15 protein-coding genes and 1 CRISPR repeat array are annotated in these 20052 nt (G+C 54.4%); of the genes, 11 read left to right on the forward strand and 4 right to left on the reverse strand.

What is annotated here, in order from left to right; genetic code table 11:
* Positions 1-219: 219 nt before the first annotated feature.
* Genes cas8a1 through cas6 form a run of 3 tightly spaced genes read right to left on the reverse strand, consistent with a single transcriptional unit; the run spans position 220 to position 4845 of the window.
* A complete protein-coding gene (gene cas8a1 / locus NW858_RS00025; RefSeq protein ID WP_414519217.1) occupies positions 220-1779 on the reverse strand; it encodes a type I-MYXAN CRISPR-associated Cas8a1/Cmx1 in 1560 nt (519 codons plus the stop codon).
* A complete protein-coding gene (cas3, locus tag NW858_RS00030) occupies positions 1776-4190 on the reverse strand; it encodes a CRISPR-associated helicase Cas3' (protein WP_414519219.1) in 2415 nt (804 codons plus the stop codon). The genes cas8a1 and cas3 overlap by 4 nt, the downstream gene beginning before the upstream one ends.
* 13 nt (positions 4191-4203) lie before the next feature.
* Positions 4204-4845 carry a type I-MYXAN CRISPR-associated protein Cas6/Cmx6 gene (gene cas6, locus NW858_RS00035; protein WP_414337101.1) on the reverse strand — a complete coding sequence of 214 codons (642 nt, stop codon included), beginning with the start codon at positions 4843-4845 and terminating at the stop codon, positions 4204-4206.
* Between the two features lie 367 nt (positions 4846-5212).
* On the opposite strand from cas6, the gene NW858_RS00040 reads away from it, so the two are divergent.
* Positions 5213-5773 carry a formylmethanofuran dehydrogenase subunit E family protein gene (locus NW858_RS00040; RefSeq protein ID WP_414519221.1) on the forward strand — a complete coding sequence of 187 codons (561 nt, stop codon included), beginning with the start codon at positions 5213-5215 and terminating at the stop codon, positions 5771-5773.
* Positions 5774-5863: 90 nt separating this feature from the next.
* Here the strand turns inward: NW858_RS00040 and NW858_RS00045 are convergent, their stop codons facing one another.
* Positions 5864-6433 (reverse strand): Uma2 family endonuclease, encoded by a 570-nt coding sequence (locus tag NW858_RS00045; RefSeq protein ID WP_414519223.1) that lies wholly within the window; start codon positions 6431-6433, stop codon positions 5864-5866.
* Between the two features lie 175 nt (positions 6434-6608).
* On the opposite strand from NW858_RS00045, the gene csx2 reads away from it, so the two are divergent.
* From csx2 to cas2, 10 genes are all read left to right on the forward strand, one after another.
* Positions 6609-7919, forward strand: a complete 1311-nt coding sequence (csx2, locus tag NW858_RS00050) for a TIGR02221 family CRISPR-associated protein (RefSeq protein ID WP_414337104.1) — start codon at positions 6609-6611, stop codon at positions 7917-7919.
* Between the two features lie 248 nt (positions 7920-8167).
* Complete coding sequence (cas10, locus tag NW858_RS00055) at positions 8168-11158, forward strand: type III-B CRISPR-associated protein Cas10/Cmr2 (RefSeq protein WP_414519226.1); 2991 nt, start codon at positions 8168-8170, stop codon at positions 11156-11158.
* The gene (locus NW858_RS00060; RefSeq protein WP_414519228.1) at positions 11155-12279 is read left to right on the forward strand and encodes a type III-B CRISPR module-associated protein Cmr3; all 1125 of its coding nucleotides are present in this window, start codon (positions 11155-11157) and stop codon (positions 12277-12279) included. The genes cas10 and NW858_RS00060 overlap by 4 nt, the downstream gene beginning before the upstream one ends.
* A gap of 44 nt (positions 12280-12323) precedes the next feature.
* Positions 12324-13094 (forward strand): type III-B CRISPR module RAMP protein Cmr4, encoded by a 771-nt coding sequence (cmr4, locus tag NW858_RS00065; protein WP_414366230.1) that lies wholly within the window; start codon positions 12324-12326, stop codon positions 13092-13094.
* Between the two features lie 13 nt (positions 13095-13107).
* Complete coding sequence (locus tag NW858_RS00070) at positions 13108-13500, forward strand: hypothetical protein (RefSeq protein ID WP_414366231.1); 393 nt, start codon at positions 13108-13110, stop codon at positions 13498-13500.
* Positions 13500-14141 (forward strand): Uma2 family endonuclease, encoded by a 642-nt coding sequence (locus NW858_RS00075; RefSeq protein ID WP_414519230.1) that lies wholly within the window; start codon positions 13500-13502, stop codon positions 14139-14141. The genes NW858_RS00070 and NW858_RS00075 overlap by 1 nt, the downstream gene beginning before the upstream one ends.
* Before the next feature lie 29 nt (positions 14142-14170).
* Positions 14171-16123: an RAMP superfamily CRISPR-associated protein gene (locus tag NW858_RS00080; RefSeq protein ID WP_414519232.1), complete on the forward strand. Its 1953-nt coding sequence runs from the start codon at positions 14171-14173 to the stop codon at positions 16121-16123.
* Positions 16124-16152: 29 nt separating this feature from the next.
* Positions 16153-16452 carry a CRISPR-associated protein Csx18 gene (csx18, locus tag NW858_RS00085; protein WP_414335546.1) on the forward strand — a complete coding sequence of 100 codons (300 nt, stop codon included), beginning with the start codon at positions 16153-16155 and terminating at the stop codon, positions 16450-16452.
* Positions 16452-17441, forward strand: a complete 990-nt coding sequence (cas1, locus tag NW858_RS00090) for a CRISPR-associated endonuclease Cas1 (protein ID WP_414519234.1) — start codon at positions 16452-16454, stop codon at positions 17439-17441. The genes csx18 and cas1 overlap by 1 nt, the downstream gene beginning before the upstream one ends.
* A complete protein-coding gene (gene cas2 / locus NW858_RS00095; protein ID WP_414335550.1) occupies positions 17441-17719 on the forward strand; it encodes a CRISPR-associated endonuclease Cas2 in 279 nt (92 codons plus the stop codon). The genes cas1 and cas2 overlap by 1 nt, the downstream gene beginning before the upstream one ends.
* Positions 17720-17971: 252 nt before the next feature.
* Positions 17972-20011: a CRISPR direct-repeat array (repeat unit 36 nt; unit sequence GTTCCCCCTTCGGGGGGATCCCTAGAAATTGGAAAC).
* The last annotated feature ends 41 nt before the right edge of the window (positions 20012-20052 follow it).

Consider the following 20052-nt stretch of genomic DNA (forward strand, 5'->3'; position numbering starts at 1 on the left):
GCAGAAACAGTAGTATGCACTTCATTTTTCCAGAGAATCTTTTGCAGGGTAGTAATATTGCCCTCACTCTCGCCGCGGTTGTTTGCAGCAGTGCCATAGCCAGTCAAAATGTTGCCAAATAGGTGAAAAGTCATAGTTTTCCTCCAAGCCAACTTACTGAGTTGTTGCCAAGTCGGTTTTTTGTCCAGCTCACAAGTTTTTACTTCAGAGACTTCGGTCTTAGTCCTCCTCTAATTCGGCAGGAGCAATCAAGTCAGCGTCGCCCCCGTCGGGATTATCTTGAGTACCTTCCTGACGCTCCTTACCTTTGTAGCTTGCTAACGCCAGAAGAGCCAGATCCCGTGCTTTTCTCCACTCTTTGGGATCCATAACTAAGTCCATCAAATCATCCCAGTGCTCTTGAAGCGTTGGTATTATCCCAGCTTTTGCCCAAAAGTTAGTAATAAACTCACGGAAGCTTTCTGCATTTTTACATCGAGCTAATCCAGTGCGAATGCGTACGTTTTCCCTATCAAAGTTAGTCTGCTCTCCTCGATCTTGAGCCTTCTGATATAAACGACCATAGGTAAAGCGAATAGCCTCATGGCAGGTCTGGACAAACCAGCGCTCTCTATCATCCATGTCTGCTCTCATGACCATCTCACTTAAACCTCTGCGTTCGTAGCACAGTTGTTTGAATCGCTCGTTACTGTTAACCCAATCTGAAAACCCGGCATACCAAGGATGATCTCTTGCCAGATTTTCAGCAATCATCTCACGAGCAAAGCTTGTTGCGATAAAGCTTCCTTCCTCCGCTTTTGTCTTAAGGATAACTCGATCTGGTAGTACCGCTTTGCAGATCTGGTAGTTTTTGCAGGCATGATACTTTGCTTCTACAGTAAATAGATCTGTGCGAGACTTTTGTTGGCTCGACCAGGGGACAGAACCTAGAGTAAGAACCTGACATCGAGTTACCTTAAATCCTCGAGAGGATTCTGCAACCTCTTGATATGTCAGAAACTTAAGCCCAGCATCTCCCAAACCGGCAGCATGTAAATCTCGATAACTTGCATAACGGAGCCGAGGATCTTGCCGATAGCCTGCATAGACCTCCATATCGGTAATCTCAGGAACCACCAGAGCATATTGAGCTTTTTGATCCTTCAGCCGTGACCGAAGAATGTAGTAGAAGGAAGAAACAGAGGCGTAGAGGAGTATAAAGGCCATCTCTGGAGACTCTTCAAAGCTTGTATCTGAGGTAAATGCATTATGTCGCACAACGGTACCTGGATTAAGCCAGCCAGCAATGCTAATTGGCTGCCTAAGCCAATTACCGTCTTTATCGCATAGATTTTTGGCAAATTCCTGATGGACATAGCTTTCTAAAGCTTTGTACTTGATAATGATAGGTGGGTAGTTCTCATCGATCTCTAGAGATTCAGTTTGCTCACCAAGAATTTTGCGAGTTTTGTTATGTTGTAAAAATGTTCCCAAGATCCCCTGGTGAATGATTACTTGCGAGTCTTTCCGCATTGACTTACTATCAATTCCTCGCAGTGCGATAAGTCCATTGTTAAGCTGAAAAGACTCTTTAAGCAGCCAGTCAATGACCTCAAAGTCATTTCCCTGCCAGAACAGTTGGACTTGTCGAGGTGTCAGTTCCCAAGTTAGGGACCCCGGCCGCTTCTCTGGTGGAATCTCTTGTTCTATCTGCTTAAGAGTCATCCACAGCCCAGCCAGCCCTGCTCGATGCAGCAGTGTCAACCCAGGATGTCCTATGTGTAGCTTTAGCTCAGTCATGGCGTGCCAAATTCCTCACTATAGCTGATGTATCCAGGCTCTGTGACGAAATAAAATCCGCGTCGCTGCCAATTCCACCACTCTATCTCTTGATCTGGAATCCGAATCGGAATTGCCCAGGCTTGAGCCTCTTGCAGAAAAGCTTGCATCTTCGATAGCTTTTGCCCCTTGGCCAAAGCTTTTTCCTGCCGACCTTTAGCAGCTTCCCAAATAGACTCCTGATCCTCTGCTAGAAGCACCGTTATTGTGTGTCCGCTTTCGCGTAGGAAGCTTGGGTAAGCGCACCAATCTTGATCAAGCCAGGCCGATTTTACTTCAACAGGCTCTTTTTGGCTGAGCTGAGAAAGAATGCTAGCTAAATCCCGCTGTGAAACGCGCTCTAGTCCTCTGTCTTTAACCTCATTAACTAGTTTTTGCCCGCTTTCTAGTTCTTCTGCAGTATAGGGAGAGCTTTTATCCCATCTGTAGAGGAGAGCTGCGCGGGGTTCTTCTTTTTCGCTTTTCATTCTTCGATTTAGCCGACCCAATCGCTGAACCAAAGCCGTTGCTGGAGCCGTGGCAGAGACAAGCAAATCTGCACTTAAATCTAAGGACATTTCACAGACTTGCGTAGTGACAGCAAGAACAGGTTCTGGCCGACTAAAAGCATTGATAACCTGCTCATGCTTGGTGAGTCTATCTTTGTAGCGAAAACGACTGTGGTAAATTAAAACTTTGGCTTTTATATTTTTATTTTCTAGTTTTTCCTTGGCAACTTGATAAATATCAATACAACTGGACACTGAATTAGTTACCCATAGAACCTTTTGCCTCTCCTGAACTGCCTTGATGACTTCCGGCCAAATGAGCTTAGAGTGGGTGGGGTCACCTTCTACTTGTATTTGATAGCGCTTCAGTTCTTCTAGCTCTCGCGGTCCTTCAACGGGATCCTCTATAGGTTCACTCAACTCATCCATCACTCGCTTAATTGCCTGGAGCTGTCCTGGGGTAAAGCTAGCGCTCATCAAGAGGACAGGTGCACCTCGAAAAGTCCGTAAGAATCTCAGTAAAGCGCCGAACAATTGACTGTCATAGGCATGCACTTCATCAAAAACAAAGGCAGATTGAGCTAGAACTGGCCATGAAAACAGTGACCTTCTATTGTTTTGCATTAAACCTAAAATGGAATCCACAGTGCAGATAATTAATTTCTTTCGCCATGCTTGCAGCGCAGCCAGACGAGATGAAGTTGCCTCATCTTTTTCGCCCTCTCCGCTTAGCAGCAGTTCTCGATCTAAGTCTGCCCGCGAGTGCATCAGCATTTTTTCTATTGGGGATCCCTCGGCATAGTCTAGGTAGCCCTGAGTAGCTGTTCCAGTGGTAGGGTAGCCAAAAAACAGCCGCTTTCCCACTGCCCACTTTTTTGCCCAAGCATAGGCTCCTAAGGTTTTCCCCGTACCACAGCCTGCTTTTACCAGTGTTACCCGACAGCGGGTATTAGCAATTTGCTCTTGGAAGGGTCGTAGAGAATTTCCCCCTAGTTTCTGGGTAACTAGTTGCTCTAGTTCGCTTTCCTGAAGAACCAAACTCAGAGTATTAGAGAGCCAATCCTGTAGGTTTTCTCCCTCTGATGGCAAGATCGATCCTGCCAGATCTGCAGCGATGACTGTGGCTTTAGCCGCCGCCACCAATGCCCGCTGATCTGAGCTTAGACTTTTGGCAAAGTCTCGGAACTGGTTTGCCAAGGTATGTAAATGCTCTTCTAGCTGTTCTTTTTTCCAATTTGCCGAAGGTACATCTGGAATCTCTTCTGGCAGTCCAAGTTTCTGGGATCCCAGTCTCAATATGGATTGAAAATCCCGATGGTCAGTGTAAATACGAACCTCAGCTCCTGTGCCATCCGGCAACTCTGTAATTTTGTGTGATTCCTTGCCCTGTGAATCCACTCCTGCCTTGAGATGATGTCCGATTGCTGCCCAAGTAGCCAAGAGTAGCTCCTCTTCGGTAAATACTTTCTTTAGCCACTCCCGAAACGGGCTAACCTGTAAGGCAAGTATGCCACTTAAAAATTCATGTCGAATAAGTTGTTGCTTATTGTGAGCTCTCCAAGCCTTCTCAAGTCTTGCTTTTGATTCGGCGTCTAAAATTGATGACTTGAGATAAATCATCTCTTGGAAATGTTGGTTTGCCTTGCCCCAATCATGTAAATAAGATCCCAGCTTAACAATAGATTTCAGACGACTTGCGTCCTTCAACCTCAACTGCTGCTGAATAGTCTCTCCTAGATGCTCTGAAAGAACTTCAGCCGCTGATAATACAGCCGTGACATGGCCTGTAAGCTTAGCAGCGCCTTTTGCTTGAGCGTACTCTTCTTCGGATTGGCGGCTGGGATCCCGCTTCTCCAGAGATTTTGCCAGTAAAAACTTAAACATTGTAGATCTCTCCTTACTTGTAAGGTAAAAAGAATCCGCAGCCCATGCGCCGTCGGCCACCTAGGCCTACTTGCTGTAGACGAATTGAATCTTCCTCTTGTAAGTTTTCTACCAATGTTGAGAAACCTATGATTGTATGCCCCTTGATTCTTAAGGTTTTACGCAGAGGCTTTCCGGTTTTATCTTGCAGTACTGTTACCTGGCCTGAAATCTTTAGTTTCTCTAGCTGAGCCTGAGCAGCTTGGGCAAATGTATCCGGCTCAGTGTAGCCCTTGATCGTAACGATTCGAGCTTTCAGGGAAGTACTTGGTTTGAGAGTAAAAATCTTAGGGATCCCTAGCTGTACCTCATGAGATCCAATCTTCAATTGTTTACCGGCTAGCTTGTACACCTCCGCCACTGCCTCGATAGGTAGTCGAATCCTAATGTGGGAGTGTGGAGTTAGTAGGATTTTGCCTTGTCTATCTCTGATCCCTGCTGTTGTCAAAATACCGACGCAGGGATTCCGATGCAACATCGGCACTCGGTGACACAGTGCCGCCAATAAGCCGTATCCATGATCTGCCGGGAGCGTGGCTCCTCGTACAGGCAGGCACAAGTCTACTACGAGGGTAAGGAAGTCTGTTGAGTCAGGTGGTGAAGCCTCAGCAGTCATTGGTCTGGCTCCGCGCACAACTGCAATTTAAGACATCCCAGAAAGGAGGTTACTGGGGGCTCTTATCCCTTGTCAAGTGATAGACAGCGCCCTAAGGCGATCAGTGGATAGGGCAGTCAGGGGTGTTAGAGCCTGCTGCCACCAGCAAAGCACTTCTGACCACAACGGCCATTTAAGGGTGCTCAACGCCCGGAGGCTTACCTTCGACAATATCATCGTTCTCGGCTCACTGCACTTGTGAGTCAGTTCTGGGAATAGTTCTCAGAAGGCTGTTGGATCCCCCGCCCCTGCATAGGCAGGCTCAAGGGGCAGGGCTTAGGATGGCTTAGCATCTTTCTGCTTTTCATGTCTCCCCACTGCACTGCCTATGAACTTGTTCTTCGTTGCCAAGCCGCAGCCGTTTTCTCTTCTACTGATCGCGCTTCAGCTAGCTTTGGGAGCACCAGCACCAGCTCATCCGAGTTCTTTTTCTGGAAGTGACTCGACGGCGATAGCAGTTCAGAGAGTAACAGAAATCCATGGCGGAGCCGGCCCTTGGGCAGTGATCGGCTATCGCATGGGGACGCGCGCCCTTGCGGAGCTAGGCTTAATGGATCCAACTCCCCACACTTCTAGGAACCGTTTTTTGGTGGAGGTTATTCACGAGTCGCCGCCGGAGATCCCGTTTGTGTGTATTGTGGATGGCTTGCACGCTGCAACAGGAGCCAGTTTGGGCAAACTGAACTTGAAGCTGGTGGAAGTTGGCTCCCTGGACAAGATGCGCAGTGTGGTGATCCACCGAGAGACCGGCAAGCGGGTGGAGTTTCAAGTTTTGCCTGAGTTTATCGCCAAATACCGGAATTTGCCCCCGGAACAACTGGCGGCTGCAGGCCAGGAAGTTCTCCAACTGGCCGATGAGAAGCTCTTCCGCTTCACGATTAGCCCTTAGCAGGAAATCTTGTTTTGGGATCCCCTCAGCATTTGTCAATGGCCTGGAGATAAACTAGCAGGCTGTTTCACGCTATTTGCACTAAACCCACTAAGGGATCCGCGCTTGGGCAAACACATCCTGGGGAACAACCTTCAAGCCCGGCAAGCAATCGTCTTGGATGGCCTGGGATCCTGCAAATGTCTGCGGCGGGGCATCGGGGTAGAAGACGGTGATGCTCTTGGCCTGCGGATCCACAATCCAAACGCGCAGGATCCCGGCCTGCAGGTAATCTGCTGCTTTTTGAACCACAGCCCCAAAACTCTGACCCGGTGAAAGAATCTCAACCACCAGTTCGGGAGCTGTTGGACAAGGGCCGTCTTCCACCTGCTGCTCTGGCCAGCGTTCAAACGAAACATAGAGCAAATCAGGAACGGGAAGCCACTTCTGACCCTGCCTTTGCAAAACAATTGCCAGCTCTGTATATACATCTCCCTTGCCCTGACACCACGCATCCAGAATGAAAAGCAATCGCTTCTGCAGAGAGGCATGAAATCTCTGAGGGGACATCGGCGCATCTTTGGGAACAGCTTGTCCATCGACCAGCTCATAGGTAATATCTTCCTCTGGCAAAGCAAGAAACTGTTCAGGAGTCATCGATAGCTTTTCGGTCGAGAGCATGCCCAGATCCTCATCGTTCTAGAGGCCAACTGCTTTCTAGGCTAACCCCGGGCTCCTTCCACCTTCACTGCTTGGGAAAAGGCGTCTTGTTTTCGTGAAGGGGGAGCTTCCAGGTTGCGGTAGCTTGCAGGCGGTTGTGCTTTGATGCTTTGCAGACCCAACCGCGAGGATCCCTATGGCTAAAACCCTTTTGACCACCCTGGGCACCGGCGATTACACCGAGACGGTGTATTGTTTTGGGGAGCGGCGGGCAGAGAAAACCTGCTACGTTGCCAAAGCCCTCTGCCAGCTCTTTGAGATTGACAGAATTATCCTCCTGCTGACGGAAGAGGCCCGCGCCAAGCACTGGAGCCGCCTGCAGGAAGATCTACCGCCCCATGTGGAGAAGGTGGCCAAGGCCATTCCCGAAGGCAAAACCGAGGCGGAGACCTGGGCCATCTTCGACATGCTGGTTGATAGCATCGAGCCCAACACCCGGCTGTTTTTCGATATCACCCACGCCTTTCGCTCCATCCCCCTGCTGGTGCTCTTGGGAGCTGCCCTTTTGCGCAAGGCCAAAAATGTCGAGATCCAGGGGCTCTACTACGGCCTCTACCGCCCTGGTCAGGCAGAAACCCCCATTATCGATCTCACCCCCGCCCTTCGGCTTTTGGACTGGCTGACGGCCACCGACAAGTTCATCAGCACCGGCTCAGCCCTGGAGCTGGGGCAGCTTTTGGACAGGGTTCATGGGGACTTTTACCGGCAGCAAAGACCCGGTCCCAAGCCCACCCGGCTGCAGAGCTTTGGGCAAGCCATCCGCGACATCTCCCGTTGCCTGGAGCTGGTGCGGCCAGTCAGCCTGCAGGAGGACTTGCGCAAGTTACAAAGACACTCCACCCAGGAGTTGGCAGAAGAGGTGGGCCAATTTGCCAAGCCCTTTGGCCTGCTACTGCAAAGCATTCAAGATAGCTACAGCCAACTGGCGCTGCCGGCAGAAAAAGCGGCGGATCCCCAAGCTCAAGTTCAAAAGCACTTTCAACTGCTGCGCTGGTATGTGGAAAAGCGCTTCACCACCCAAGCCCTTCTCTTGGCCCGCGAGTGGGTGGTTTCTGCCCTTTGCCTCTGTGAGGGGATCCAAAACTACCGCGAACGAGAAGCGCGGCAGGGAATTGAACACCAGTTGGGATCCCTCATCCCGCGGGAAGAGCAGCTCTTGGGAGATCCCCCTGCGACTGGATCCCTTATCCAGCAAGAAGAGCAGCCTCAGTCTCTTCCTCCCATTGCCGCCCATGTCCCAGATGTGCAGCAGCTTGCTGATCTTTGGTCTCGCCTTAGCCCGTACCGCAACGACGTGGCCCATGTGCAGATGAATCGCCAACCCCTATCCAGCGAAAAGCTGGAGAGCTTCGTCTTGCAGGATCTGCTGCCCAAACTGGAAGCGCTGTTTCCCGAATTGACCCGGACAAAAGGGGAATTGGAAGGGGATCCTTCCAGTTCTCAGTAGGCTATAGACATCGGCCCACCCTCAGGTTCTGAGTTTTCAAGCTCGGTCAAACAGTTGGCAGGGGCTTAGCTTGTACAAGTCCTACTGAGCTGGAGAAATACTAAAGAAACCTGAGGGCTGGTCGGGATTGGTGGACTTTGTTTTGTAGCTTCTGCAGCCAGGTATCGGGTGGCTGCTGGGGTTTTGTTTACTTTTTTGTTTCTTGCGCGTTCAGTTCTTAACTCTCCCATTTCTCCTGCGAAAACACCATGTCTCATCACTACTGGCAAGCGAAGCTCTGGGGTTTGCTGCACGACCCTGCCCTCAAGGCCCTCCACGACGCCTCTGGCCGCGCTAAGGAAGGGCTGTGGCCAAACTTAGCGGCGATGCAAGGGTGGATCTCGCCCAAGGCAGAGGGATCCCTCCTAGCAAGCGTTGGCGATGCGGATCTGGTTGCCGCCGCCAGCGATCGGGCTGCCATTGGCCACCTGCCGGTTGCCATCGACTACCAGGTAGCCGATCGCGGCCACAGCCTGGGGCCGGGCCTAGAGATGAGCCATCTGCTTTCGGGGCGCAAGCGCTTTTGGCAACTGCCCGAAGAGGAACACCGGGCCCTGCAGCAGGCCGGCTCCCGCGCCGAGCACCTGATGCAGCTAGAGAAAAAGGTGATTCCCGATTGGATCCGGCAAGAAGAGGAGGATATCCAGAAGGTGTTCTGGTGGTTCTGGCGCTGTTTTCCCCAGGCGCTGGTTCGGGAGTTGGGCGATGAGAACCTCCTGCTTTTGCCGGCGGAAACGCGACTGCCGGATGGATCCCTGTGGAGCCACACCAGTGTCGTGGCGGCCCTGGCGGGCTGTTTGGCCGGCTACGACGAGCCCAAGTTCACGCGGCCCTTTTTGGCCAGCTTCACCTTCAACCCCATCCAGGAGCTGATTAAAGCCAGCCGCAAGATGCGGGATTTCTGGGCCGGATCCTGGCTGTTGCACTACCTCTCGGCGCGGCTTTGCTGGCGCCTAGCGGAGAAATACGGCCCCGACTGCCTGCTCTACCCCAGCCTCTACGGCCAGCCGTTGATCGATGCCTGGCTGCTGGAGAAGTACCCCAAATTTGCCGAGTGGATCCCGCAGCCTTCTGCCCACGCCCTGCTCACCGCCGGCTTCCCCAACGTGATCCTCTTGCTGTTGCCGGAAGAGCGGGTGGAGGCGGCCATGCAGTTGGCCCAGCAGACCCTCAAAGAAGAATGGCGCCACCTGGCCGAAAGAGCGCTGGAGCACCTGCAACTAGAGCGCCGCTGGCTGGTGCAGTTGCGCCCGGAGGATCCCACCTGGAAGGGATGGCTGGAGCACCAGTGGCAGCTCTACTGGGCAGCAGCACCCCTGGGATCCCCCCAGCAAAGGCTCAAAGACACCGCCATCCTCAAGTCCCAGGAGCCGGTCGAACGGGATCCCTGGGTCAGTGCCCAAAACCGCACCTACCACCTAACAGGAGAGCGGCAGCTTTTTGCCGACGCGGAGCTGAAGTTCCTGCGGATCAGCTTCTGGGATCCCCAAAAGCAGCAGCGCCGCCAGTACAAGCCGGGGCTGAACGTCGGCTCCTGGTGGGCGGCGGCGGTGGAGGCGACGCGCCGGCTGCAGGCTGCCTGCAAACAGGCCCGCGATTGGCAACTGCCGGTGGCCTTTGGACCGCGCAGCACCGTCTCCGGCCTGGGGCCGGTGGTTCACCCTTCCCCGAGGGATCGCTGGATTGGCGAAGGGGAGAGCCGGCGGCTTTGGCAGCGGCAGGCGGGGCTTTTCGATGGCCGCGAGCAGCTCAACGCCACCGAAACGGTCAAGCGGGCCCTGGACAAGGTGTTGCCGGAGCTCTTTCCCAACCTCGATGAAGACAAGATTGCCGCTTCCTACCCCGATCTCACCGCCGGTGTGGCCGGCTACCTGAAAACCCACGGGCGACGGGAGCAGGAGCACTTGGAGCAAGCCTGCCGGGCCGTTGAGGCCATCCACCCCGGCATTCGGGAAGTGCTGCGGGAGATGCGCGGCAAGTGGGGGATCCCGTGGGCCGACCAGCAGAACCTACGCTACCACCCGCGGCTGCTCAACGCCGGCTGGCTGGTGGAAGACCTGGAAGCAGACGCAGCAACCCAGAAGCGCTGCCGCCAGGAGATAGAAGCCACCCTCAGCCGCTACTACCCCAGCATCAACCCCGCCAGTTGGTACGTGCTGGCCGCCGGCGACGGCGACGACATGGGCCAGTGGCTGAGGGGGGAGAAGATGCGACCCTACTACGACTACCTGCCCCAGCCGCTGCAGCGCCTAGCCGATAAACAGAAGGACACCATTGGCCAGGTCATCAACTCCGAGGAGCTCGACCAGGTCAAGGACGCCTTCGGCGAATTTGTCAAAAACAGCCGCAAGCGCATGGGCCCGGCCACCCACAGTGCCCTCAGCCGCGCCCTGTTGGATTTTTCCGGCCAGTTGGTGCCCTACCTCACCGAGCAGCGCTACGCCGGCAGGCTCATCTACGCTGGGGGAGACGACGTTTTGGCCTATACCAACCTCTGGGAGTGGGATGGCTGGCTCTGGGACATCCGCCAGTGTTTCCGCGGCGGCGAAGACGACTGGCGGGAGTTCGCCAACGAAGGGGACTACTGGCAGTGGCAAAAGGCGCAGTTGCCGCCTGGCCTCAGCCGCCGCCCTCTTTTTACCCTGGGATCCCTGGCCAGCATTAGCTTTGGTGTGGTGATTGCCCACCACTCGGTGCCCTTGGCCATTGCCCTGGAAAATCTCTGGGAGGCAGAAAAAGGCGCCAAAGGGCAGGCCTATGCTCATGGCAGCCCCAAGGACAGCGTCCAGGTGCGGGTACTGTTTGCCAACGGCAACCAACTGGTGGGCACCAGCAAGTTCGACACCTTCGACAAGTGGAAAGACCTGCTGGATTTTGACTGGAAGTTGCTGGGCCAACAGCAGGATCAAAGCTCGCTGTTTGAGCAGGCTGCCCAGCTCTGGGAGCAGCACCCCGCCCCCAGCGTGGAAGCTGTGCCCGATTGGGCCCGCTTGTTCTGTAGCCGCCGGGATCTCTTTGGCGGCGAAAGCGAGCAGAGGGATCGCTTCCAAGCCAAGCTAATCGAGTTTATCCAGCACTTTTGGCAGCACAGCCTGCCCGCCCAGCCGGCAGCCTGGGATCTGGCCATCAAAAACTGGTTTAAGCTAGCGGCCTTTGTGCTGCGCAACCGCACCGTGAAATTGGGGAGGAACGGTCGATGAGTTGGTTCACGCTATCGCCTTTGGATGTGTGGATGTTTCGCGATGCCAGGCCCTTTGCGCCGGGGGAGCGGGCCTGGGCCACCAGCGGCTTTCCGCCCAGCGGCCACACCCTGGCCGGAGCCATCCTGGCCCACCTGGGCCAGCCGACAACCCTGCGCCTGCGCGGCCCCTTCCTCTGCTGGGATGAGCAGCTTTACTTCCCCAGCCCCCTGCACCTTGACCAGGGATCCCCGCTGGTGCCCATCCCCTGGCTGGAAGAGGAGCATTCCTACAGCGGCTACCGTTGGGATCCCACTCGGCCCGCCCCTTTGGTAGCAGCAGCTCCGGAGGAGGAACGGCCAAGCCCCAAGCAAAAGGCCGCCGGCTACCTGCCCTTTCAGGCGGTGCAAAAAGCGCTGCAGGGCAAGGGCTGGGATCTGGCTCAAGCCGTTCCGCCCCCCTGGGTGGCAGAGGTGCGGCCCCACAACACCCTGCAGGCGGGCAAACGTCAGGTGCGAGAAGCCGATGGCTACTTTGTGGAAACCTGCATCCGCTTGCAGCCCGGCTGGAGCCTGGCTTTCTCCATCGAGTGCTGGGATCCCGAGCGCGAAACCTGGGATCCCTTGCCCCTGGAGCAAGAAGAGGTGGTGCGGCTGGGGGGAGAAGGCCACAGCGCTCTCCTGGGCCCTTGCCCAAAGCTGGGCAAGCAGTGGCAAGCGCTGCAGGAGCTCTCCCAAGAGACCTTCCGGCAAACCCGGCGGGCCTTGGCCTACCTGGTTACGCCTGGAGTGTTCATCAAGAAGGTGGATGGGCGCTCCCTCTGCCGCGCCTGGCCCTGGGAATGGCGCTTGGCCACCCCCCACCCTGCCCACTCCCTCACCGGCCCTCTGGTAAGCGTGGCCACCGGCAAGCCGGTTCCCATCAGCGGCCGCCTGCAGGTGGATTCCCTAACAGAGCCGCGCAAGACCAGCTTACCCGCTCCGCAAGTGTTTGCCGCCCCGCCCGGCAGCGTCTACTACCTGGAGCAGCCGGCTCCCCTTGGCCAGGACGAGCCGGAGCTGGAAGATGGCCGGCTCAACGTCTTCCACCGCTGGCGGCTGTTGGGCTACAGCGAGTTGCTCTGGCTGCCCTGGATCAACTGATGCTTTTGCAGCCCTGTTCTTTGTCGATAAGGAGTGTTTTTTCGATGACTTTTCACCTGGTCTATCTCACCCTGTTAACCCCCCTGCACACCGGCGGCACCACCCAAGAAGGCAACCTCTTGGGCATTGCCCGCGAAGCCCACACCAACTTGCCCTACATTCCTTCCAGCACCATCCGCGGCAAATTGCGGGCCAGTGTGGCTGAGAAAGAGTTAAAGTTTGAGCTCTTTGGCAACGAAATTGGGGAGGGGGATCAGCTTACCCAAGGCTCCATTTGGATTGGGGATGGATCCCTGTTGTGGGTGCCGGTGGCTTCCCTCAGCCACGGCGTAGTCTGGATGAGCTGCCCCCTCTTGCTCAAGCGCTGGCTGCGGCTAAGTGGCCAGCAGTTGCAGGTGCCGGATCCCTATAGCACCAACTTGGAGACAAACCGGCCCCTCTACCTCAAGGATGCCATCCTGAAAAATGGCCTGAAAAAGTGGGCCAACTGGCAAGACTTTGTCAAGTCTTCCAGCATCACCCGCGTCATCGTCTTGCCGGATCAGCACTGTGCCACCCTTATTCAAATGAGCCTGTGGCGGCAGGTAAAAGTTAAGCTCAGCGAGCACAAAGTTGTAGAAGGCGGCTTTCGCTACGAAGAGGCCATTCCCCCCGATAGCTTGATGTACTTTACCTGGGGGGTAACAGCCCAAGCCAATGGCAGTTCCCAAAAAGCAGTAGAGCAATTCCGGAAGCTTCTGCAGGATAACCAGCTTCTGCAAATTGGCGGTCAGGAGAGCCTAGGTCGGGGCTTTGTCGAGTTGTCTTGGAACTAGTTGAGGAGGTTTTATGGAAACTTTTGATCCCCGCACGTTGGCCAAGCCTGTTTACGAATCTCTTCGCCAGTTAAGGGCTCAAACCAGAGACCAAGAAAAGCTTAAAGAGCAGAAAAACCAGGCTGTGGAACTCTACACCTACCTTTCCACCTGGGGCATGCTGCGCCTTAAGGCAGAAGAAGATGCCCTCGGCCAAGACGGCAAAAAGCAAGTGGTCAAGGAGTTCTTTAATTGCCTGGAAGAGATTTCTGGTCAGAAGGGAATTGCTAACTCCAATGGTCTGGATCGTCTTATGGGACTGGGAGTCGAAGAGTATCTAGGTTTAACAGGGTTAGGGCTGGCTTTGGCTCAGGAGTTTGGCTTTTGGGCCATGGCCATCTACCACGACATTAAAGGAGGGGAGTAATGGGCGTCGCGATCCCCCTGCAAGCGATTTCCCTGCAAGAAGGCAGCCGAGTGGTTATTCATTCTCTTACCTGGCAAGACTGCGAGAGCATTCTGGAGGAGCTGGGCGAAGATCGCCACACTCGCATTGCCTACTACGATGGCACTTTTGAGATCATGTCTCCCTTATCCAAACACGAGCGCCTTCATCGCATTGCCGGGTATATTGTCTCAGCCATTCTCGATTCTCAGGGTAGGGATTGGGAAGACTTTGGCTCAACAACCCTTAAAAAGTCAGGCAGGGCTGGAGTGGAGCCCGACACCTGCTTCTATGTCAATCACCTGGAGTTGGTGCGAGGTTGCGAGGGCAGGATCGATGTCGATCAGTTGCCCCCACCTGATCTGGCCATCGAGTCCGACGTTACTTCCCGAACTTTTATCGAGGCCTATGGAGCCATCGGCGTGCCGGAAGTTTGGATCTTGGGTGAGCGAAGTTTGCGGATCTTTATTCTGCAGGGAGAAGACTACGTAGAATCAAGCCGCAGCCGGCTTTTTCCAGACTTCGACATCCCCAATCTTGTACCTCAACTCATTCGACGCGCCCTAGAAATTGGTACCAGCACCATGTTGCGTGAATTTCGCCAAACCCTTGGCAATTCCTAACCCTGTTTCCCGCTTTTGGAGAAGATCCCATGACCGGTCATCGCCCTACTCGTCAGCCGCTTGCTCGTCCCCCCAGGCCAGGGGATCCCAGCCGCCGGCCGCCTCAGGAAAATCGAGGCCCCAATTCTCCTAGAGGAGGCAATGGAGGGGGAAACCAGCCGCGCGGTGGAGGCGGTGGCGGAGGAGGCAACAATCCTCAGCCCTCGCCTTGGCTGGGTCACCCCTTGGATCCCACGCCCAGGCCGGATCCCACCGCCGGTTTTATTGAATATCTGCGTTGGATGCGAGCGCGGCTCGATGCTTTTAAAGACGGCACCAAAGCGGAGCTGGCGCACCAAGTGGAAACAACGATTAACCTTGGAGCCCGCTTGAAAGTTTTGAACGAGCGCACCCAACGCCTTGCCAGCGACACCCTTCAGGTTACCTGTCCCTGGCGAATTCGAGTCGGTGGGGCCAAGGGCCCAGAGAGCATGTTGCTCCCCGCTTTCGATCACTTAGGGATCCCTTACATTCCTGGCTCCACCCTGCGCGGTGTAGCCCGCTCCCAGGCCATTCGGGAGCTGATGCAGGAGCGCAACCTATCTTGGGATCAAGCAGACCAAGCTGTAGCTCCTTGGTTTGGCCACCTACAAGCTGAGGAAAAAGATAGCGCCGGCAAGGTTGTCTTTTTGGATGCCTATCCGGTACCCACTCGCCCCCAAAGGCGGGAGGATCCCGATAACTCCAAAACGGGGGGGCTGGCTGTAGATATTGCTAATAACGTCTGGAAATGGAATGGAAAAAATCTTGAATACTCGCCCAACCCCAACTTGTTCTTCTCTCTCAAGCAAGCCACTTTTTTGATTGGCCTACGCAAAGGCAGCGGCTGCACCGATGAGATGCTGGATCAAGTTAAGCAATGGCTCCTCCGGGGTTTGGAGGAAGGGGTGGGATCCCAAGTAAATACTGGCTACGGCCGGCTGGTTTCCTCAGGAAGATCCCTCAACAAGTACCGGGGAGAATTCTTGCGGCTGCCCTTTGAGCTAGAAGGCCAACTCATTCACGGGCGCCAGGTAGTCAACTGGAGACCCGACAAGAATCGCTACGACAACCGATCCATCGCCGAAGTGCGGCCCGTGGCCTTTAAGAATATGCTGCGCTATTGGTTCCGCACCTTTGCCCTGGGAGTTTTGCCGGTCGATCAGGTGCAGGAGTGGGAAGGGCAACTTTTTGGCGCCATCACCCCTAAGCAAAAACACGGCTGGATCCATGTAGATCTCCTAGATGGCAAAGTCTCTCAGCCGGAGCCCAATCAGCAAGGAAGAAATAAACCTGCCGGACGACAAGAAGGGATCCTCGTCTTGAGTCTTTCGGGCGAGTGCCAAAATTATGCTTCGCAGGAAGATCAAGAGGCGGCGAAAAAGCTCTTTGCCAACCTCACCTGGATGATGTTCCATCTGGGAGGTGTGGGCCAAGGGGCCAGAAGACCCTGCTACTCCCGCCAAAACCGCGAGCGGGCTCCCTGGTGGCGCGGCTCTACCCTAATTCCCAGGTCAGAGGATGCCTTTTGGGAGCTGCCGGAATCGGTGGCTGAGTTTCAGAAGCTTTTCCAAAAGCGTCTGGAAAACTTTTTTGCCGCTCTCAAGACTCTAACCAAGCAGGCTATTAACCCCAATAGCCCAAGAAGTGTTGGCCAAGTTGACAGGGATAAATGGCCGCAAGCAGTGGATGCCAACTGCCAGATTGTGGTCTGCAGCGGCGAGGAAGAGTTTAATAAACCCTATGCCCTGGCAACTTTGCATCGTCTTGGCCGGCAGGGCGAAGGCCGGTACGACAAATTCTTGTGTGGGGGTGTACAGGTACCCTCTCCGGTTTGGATTGCCGATTTGGGTGATTACCAAGTGGTTACCGTTTTTGGAGCAACGGCGGATTCTAGGAAAATGTATCTCGACGAGCTCAAGGGAAGTGCCGATGGCTTTGGAGTAATCTGGCCCTTGAGATAGAAAAATCTTGGAGAGTTTTCGGGAAAACCATGCCTAGAAAGAAGATCAAAGCCAAAGTTCTCAGAAACCTTGTTACAGCTACAATCAATGGCCTGATTACACTGGCCATTTTGCTCATTGCTCCCTTGGGCCTAGCAGCCGTGATTACCAACACTATTCTGGTTACAATTGCCAGCTTCTTTTCTGGAAGCTTAACGGAGATAGTCATGGATCTTTTGTCAAGTCCTGAAATTAATGTAGATGTTTTGCCAGAAGAGCGCCAATCCAAGACCAGCACTTCCATAGAGCCAAGGCGAGGCTCAGAGAGTCTGCGTCGAGATGATCGATAATGCGAACCTTGTATGTTTCCCAGCAAGGGTGCAGGCTAAGCCTCAGGCAAGAGTTTGTTCTGGTTCATTTGGGCGATTTGCTCTTGCAGGAGGTGCCTCTGCCCTTGCTAGAGCAAATTTTAATCTTCGGCCGCTCGCAGGTGACTACCGATGTTGTAAGAGAGTGCTTGAAGCGCAATATCCCCATTGCCTACCTCTCCCGACTCGGCTATTGCTACGGTCGCCTCATTCCCATTGAAAGGGGCTACCGCCGCTTGGCCCATTGGCAACAAGCACTCCCTGAAGCATGGCGATTGAAAACAGCAGCCCAGATAGTGCGAGCTAAGCTCCTCAATGGGCGCGTGTTGTTGATGCGGCAACTTAGGCAGCGCCCCAGCGAAACTGGGGATCTAACCCTGCGCAGCCTGGAACATCTGGCCGAGCAAGTTCTGCAGGCTAAGTCTCTAGATCAATTGCGCGGCATTGAAGGGATCGGCGCAGCCCTGTATTTCCCAGAATTGGGCAATTGCTTGCAACAAAAAGGATTTGTTTTGCTCAAGCGCACCCGACAACCACCCACCAATCCAGTCAATGCCATGCTTAGCTTTGGCTATATGGTGCTCTGGAACCACCTATTAACCTTGATTGAGCTGCAAGATTTGGATCCCTATCAAGGTTGCCTACATGCCAGCAGTGAACGCCACGCTGCTCTGGTTTCCGATTTGCTGGAAGAGTTCCGAGCGCCTATTGTGGACTCCCTGGTACTGTGGCTTGTCAACAGCAGTGTTATGGATATCCAAGAAGACTTCGAGTATCGAGATGGGGGCTGTTTTCTCAACGATGCTGGCAGAAAGAAGTACCTCAAAGCTTTTCTCCAGAGAATGGAGGGATCCATTACAACTCCTGCTGGGGATCAGCCCCGCTGGGATTTGCTAACACAGCAGGTTAAGAAGTTTAAGCAGTCCGTCTATAATCCTCAAGACTTGTATCAGCCTTACCGGATTCGCTGATGTTTCTTTATGTTGTTACCTACGATACCCCCTGTGACAAGCGCCGCAAGAAAATTGCCGACTTGCTAGAAGGCTACGGCAAGCGGGTGCAGTACAGTGTCTTCGAGTGCGTCCTCAACAAGGACAAGTTCGAGGAGCTCAAGCTACGGCTCCGGAAAAGGATCAAGCCCAACGAAGACAGCGTCCGCTTCTATCCCCTCACCAGCCACGCCCTCGATCAAGTGGAAATCTGGGGTGAACCCCCTTTAACTGCACCCCCTGGCTCGGTCATCGTGTAGCTCAGGCAACTTTCCCCCTACCTAAGTACTTGATGTTCTCGAAAGCACACAAAAACGGTATCAGCAGCTCTGCGAGCGCCTCGCCAAATCCCGCAAAGGCCGATTCTTTCGTTGACCCGCTCGATGCCTTGCCCCACAAGGCTTTCAGGCCTCTTGCCCCCCCTCTTCTAGGCCCTTTTTCGCCGTCTTCGACCGACCCCCTCGCAAATGGGTCTTGCATTCCTTGCCCCACTTGGGTTTAATAAGGGTAGAGTTCCCCCTTCGGGGGGATCCCTAGAAATTGGAAACCAAAGCTTGGATAGCGCTCTATGGCAAGCTGCAATAGTTCCCCCTTCGGGGGGATCCCTAGAAATTGGAAACAAGCTGAGGAAGGAACTATCCATCGTTTTGCCTCCTGGCGTTCCCCCTTCGGGGGGATCCCTAGAAATTGGAAACCACCAAATAGGCCACCGAATTGGCAAAGGCAGCCTGTAGGTTCCCCCTTCGGGGGGATCCCTAGAAATTGGAAACCCGCGCGCCCGCGCGCCTGCCCGCCTCCTAACTCTAGTTCCCCCTTCGGGGGGATCCCTAGAAATTGGAAACGCCGATGGCAAGCCCCTCTTCCCCGAGCTGTGGGAAGGTTCCCCTTTCAGGGGGATCCCTAGAAATTGGAAACCTTCACCTTGAAGGTGAAACAGAACTTCTTTTGATTCATCGTTCCCCTTTCGGGGGGATCCCTAGAAATTGGAAACCGCCCAAAAAGTCGTTCGGCGCCAAGCCAGTGTTGACCAGCTTGGTTCCCCTTTCGGGGGGATCCCTAGAAATTGGAAACATTAGCTCTTTAATCAAAGGCTTTGCCGCAGAGGCGGTTCCCCTTTCGGGGGGATCCCTAGAAATTGGAAACAGCAGTGGGGCCAGCTGCAGGGCTGTCCAGCCCCATGTTCCCCTTTCGGGGGGATCCCTAGAAATTGGAAACTGGCCGCGCAGGTCGAGCCGGCGCGCCTCAGGGGCGTTCCCCTTTCGGGGGGATCCCTAGAAATTGGAAACATACGTCGTCGGCCAGCCGTTCTTTTTCCATCCCTTGTGTTCCCCTTTCGGGGGGATCCCTAGAAATTGGAAACAAGAAGGGCTGGTCATCAAAGAAAAGCTCAATGGCGTTCCCCTTTGTTCCCCTTTCGGGGGGATCCCTAGAAATTGGAAACAAATCGCTGCTAATCCCTCCCTCTGCCTGTGCTTGCAGGTTCCCCTTTCGGGGGGATCCCTAGAAATTGGAAACCACCTTGGAGAGCGGGGAGACGTTGTTGTGATATTTCAATGTTCCCCTTTCGGGGGGATCCCTAGAAATTGGAAACTCTCAACCGCGACTATCTCCGGCTTCTCCAGCTTCTCTATCTTGTTCCCCTTTCGGGGGGATCCCTAGAAATTGGAAACTCCATATGTATCTCCTTTCTAGAACAAAAGGGGGTGTTCCCCTTTCGGGGGGATCCCTGGAAATTGGAAACGCGCGGCGTCCCGGACGGTCTGCAAATCGATAACGGGGCGTTCCCCTTTCGGGGGGATCCCTAGAAATTGGAAACGCGATGGTTTGTGCCGGGTCACGGTTCTGAGGCCAGGTTCCCCTTTCGGGGGGATCCCTAGAAATTGGAAACACTAAAGTCTGCAGACGCGGGAATTGCCCCGTCAGGGTTCCCCCTTCGGGGGGATCCCTAGAAATTGGAAACAGGATGGCGGCCAACATTACCTTCTGGCTGTGGAGTTCTGTTCCCCCTTCGGGGGGATCCCTAGAAATTGGAAACATCTGAGAGGCTTTCGTAATATTTCCAGAACCTGTCTATGTTCCCCCTTCGGGGGGATCCCTAGAAATTGGAAACGGTAAGGGCAGGGAACGACAGACCTACCCTCTTCAAAAGTTCCCCCTTCGGGGGGATCCCTAGAAATTGGAAACACACTTTAATTCAAGAGCCGGCCACGCACCGATTGATGTTCCCCCTTCGGGGGGATCCCTAGAAATTGGAAACGCTTTCGCCGCTCGGATTTGGTTTCGTTGGGTTTCCGGTTCCCCCTTCGGGGGGATCCCTAGAAATTGGAAACTTGTTGCGGTACCCGAAGCAGGCGCGGCTACTGGCCCGTTCCCCCTTCGGGGGGATCCCTAGAAATTGGAAACCTCACGGGGAAGGACCGGGTGTTAACAAGCTGACCCCGTGTTCCCCCTTCGGGGGGATCCCTAGAAATTGGAAACAGTGGCCGCGCCGTCGTCGTGGACGGGCTACTTGAGGAGTTCCCCCTTCGGGGGGATCCCTAGAAATTGGAAACGGAACGATTTGGGACGCGGATTTGATTCCACGCCCCAGGAT

This window comes from Synechococcus sp. H55.10 (genome assembly GCF_047502715.1).
Taxonomy (GTDB): Bacteria; Cyanobacteriota; Cyanobacteriia; order Thermostichales; family Thermostichaceae; genus Thermostichus.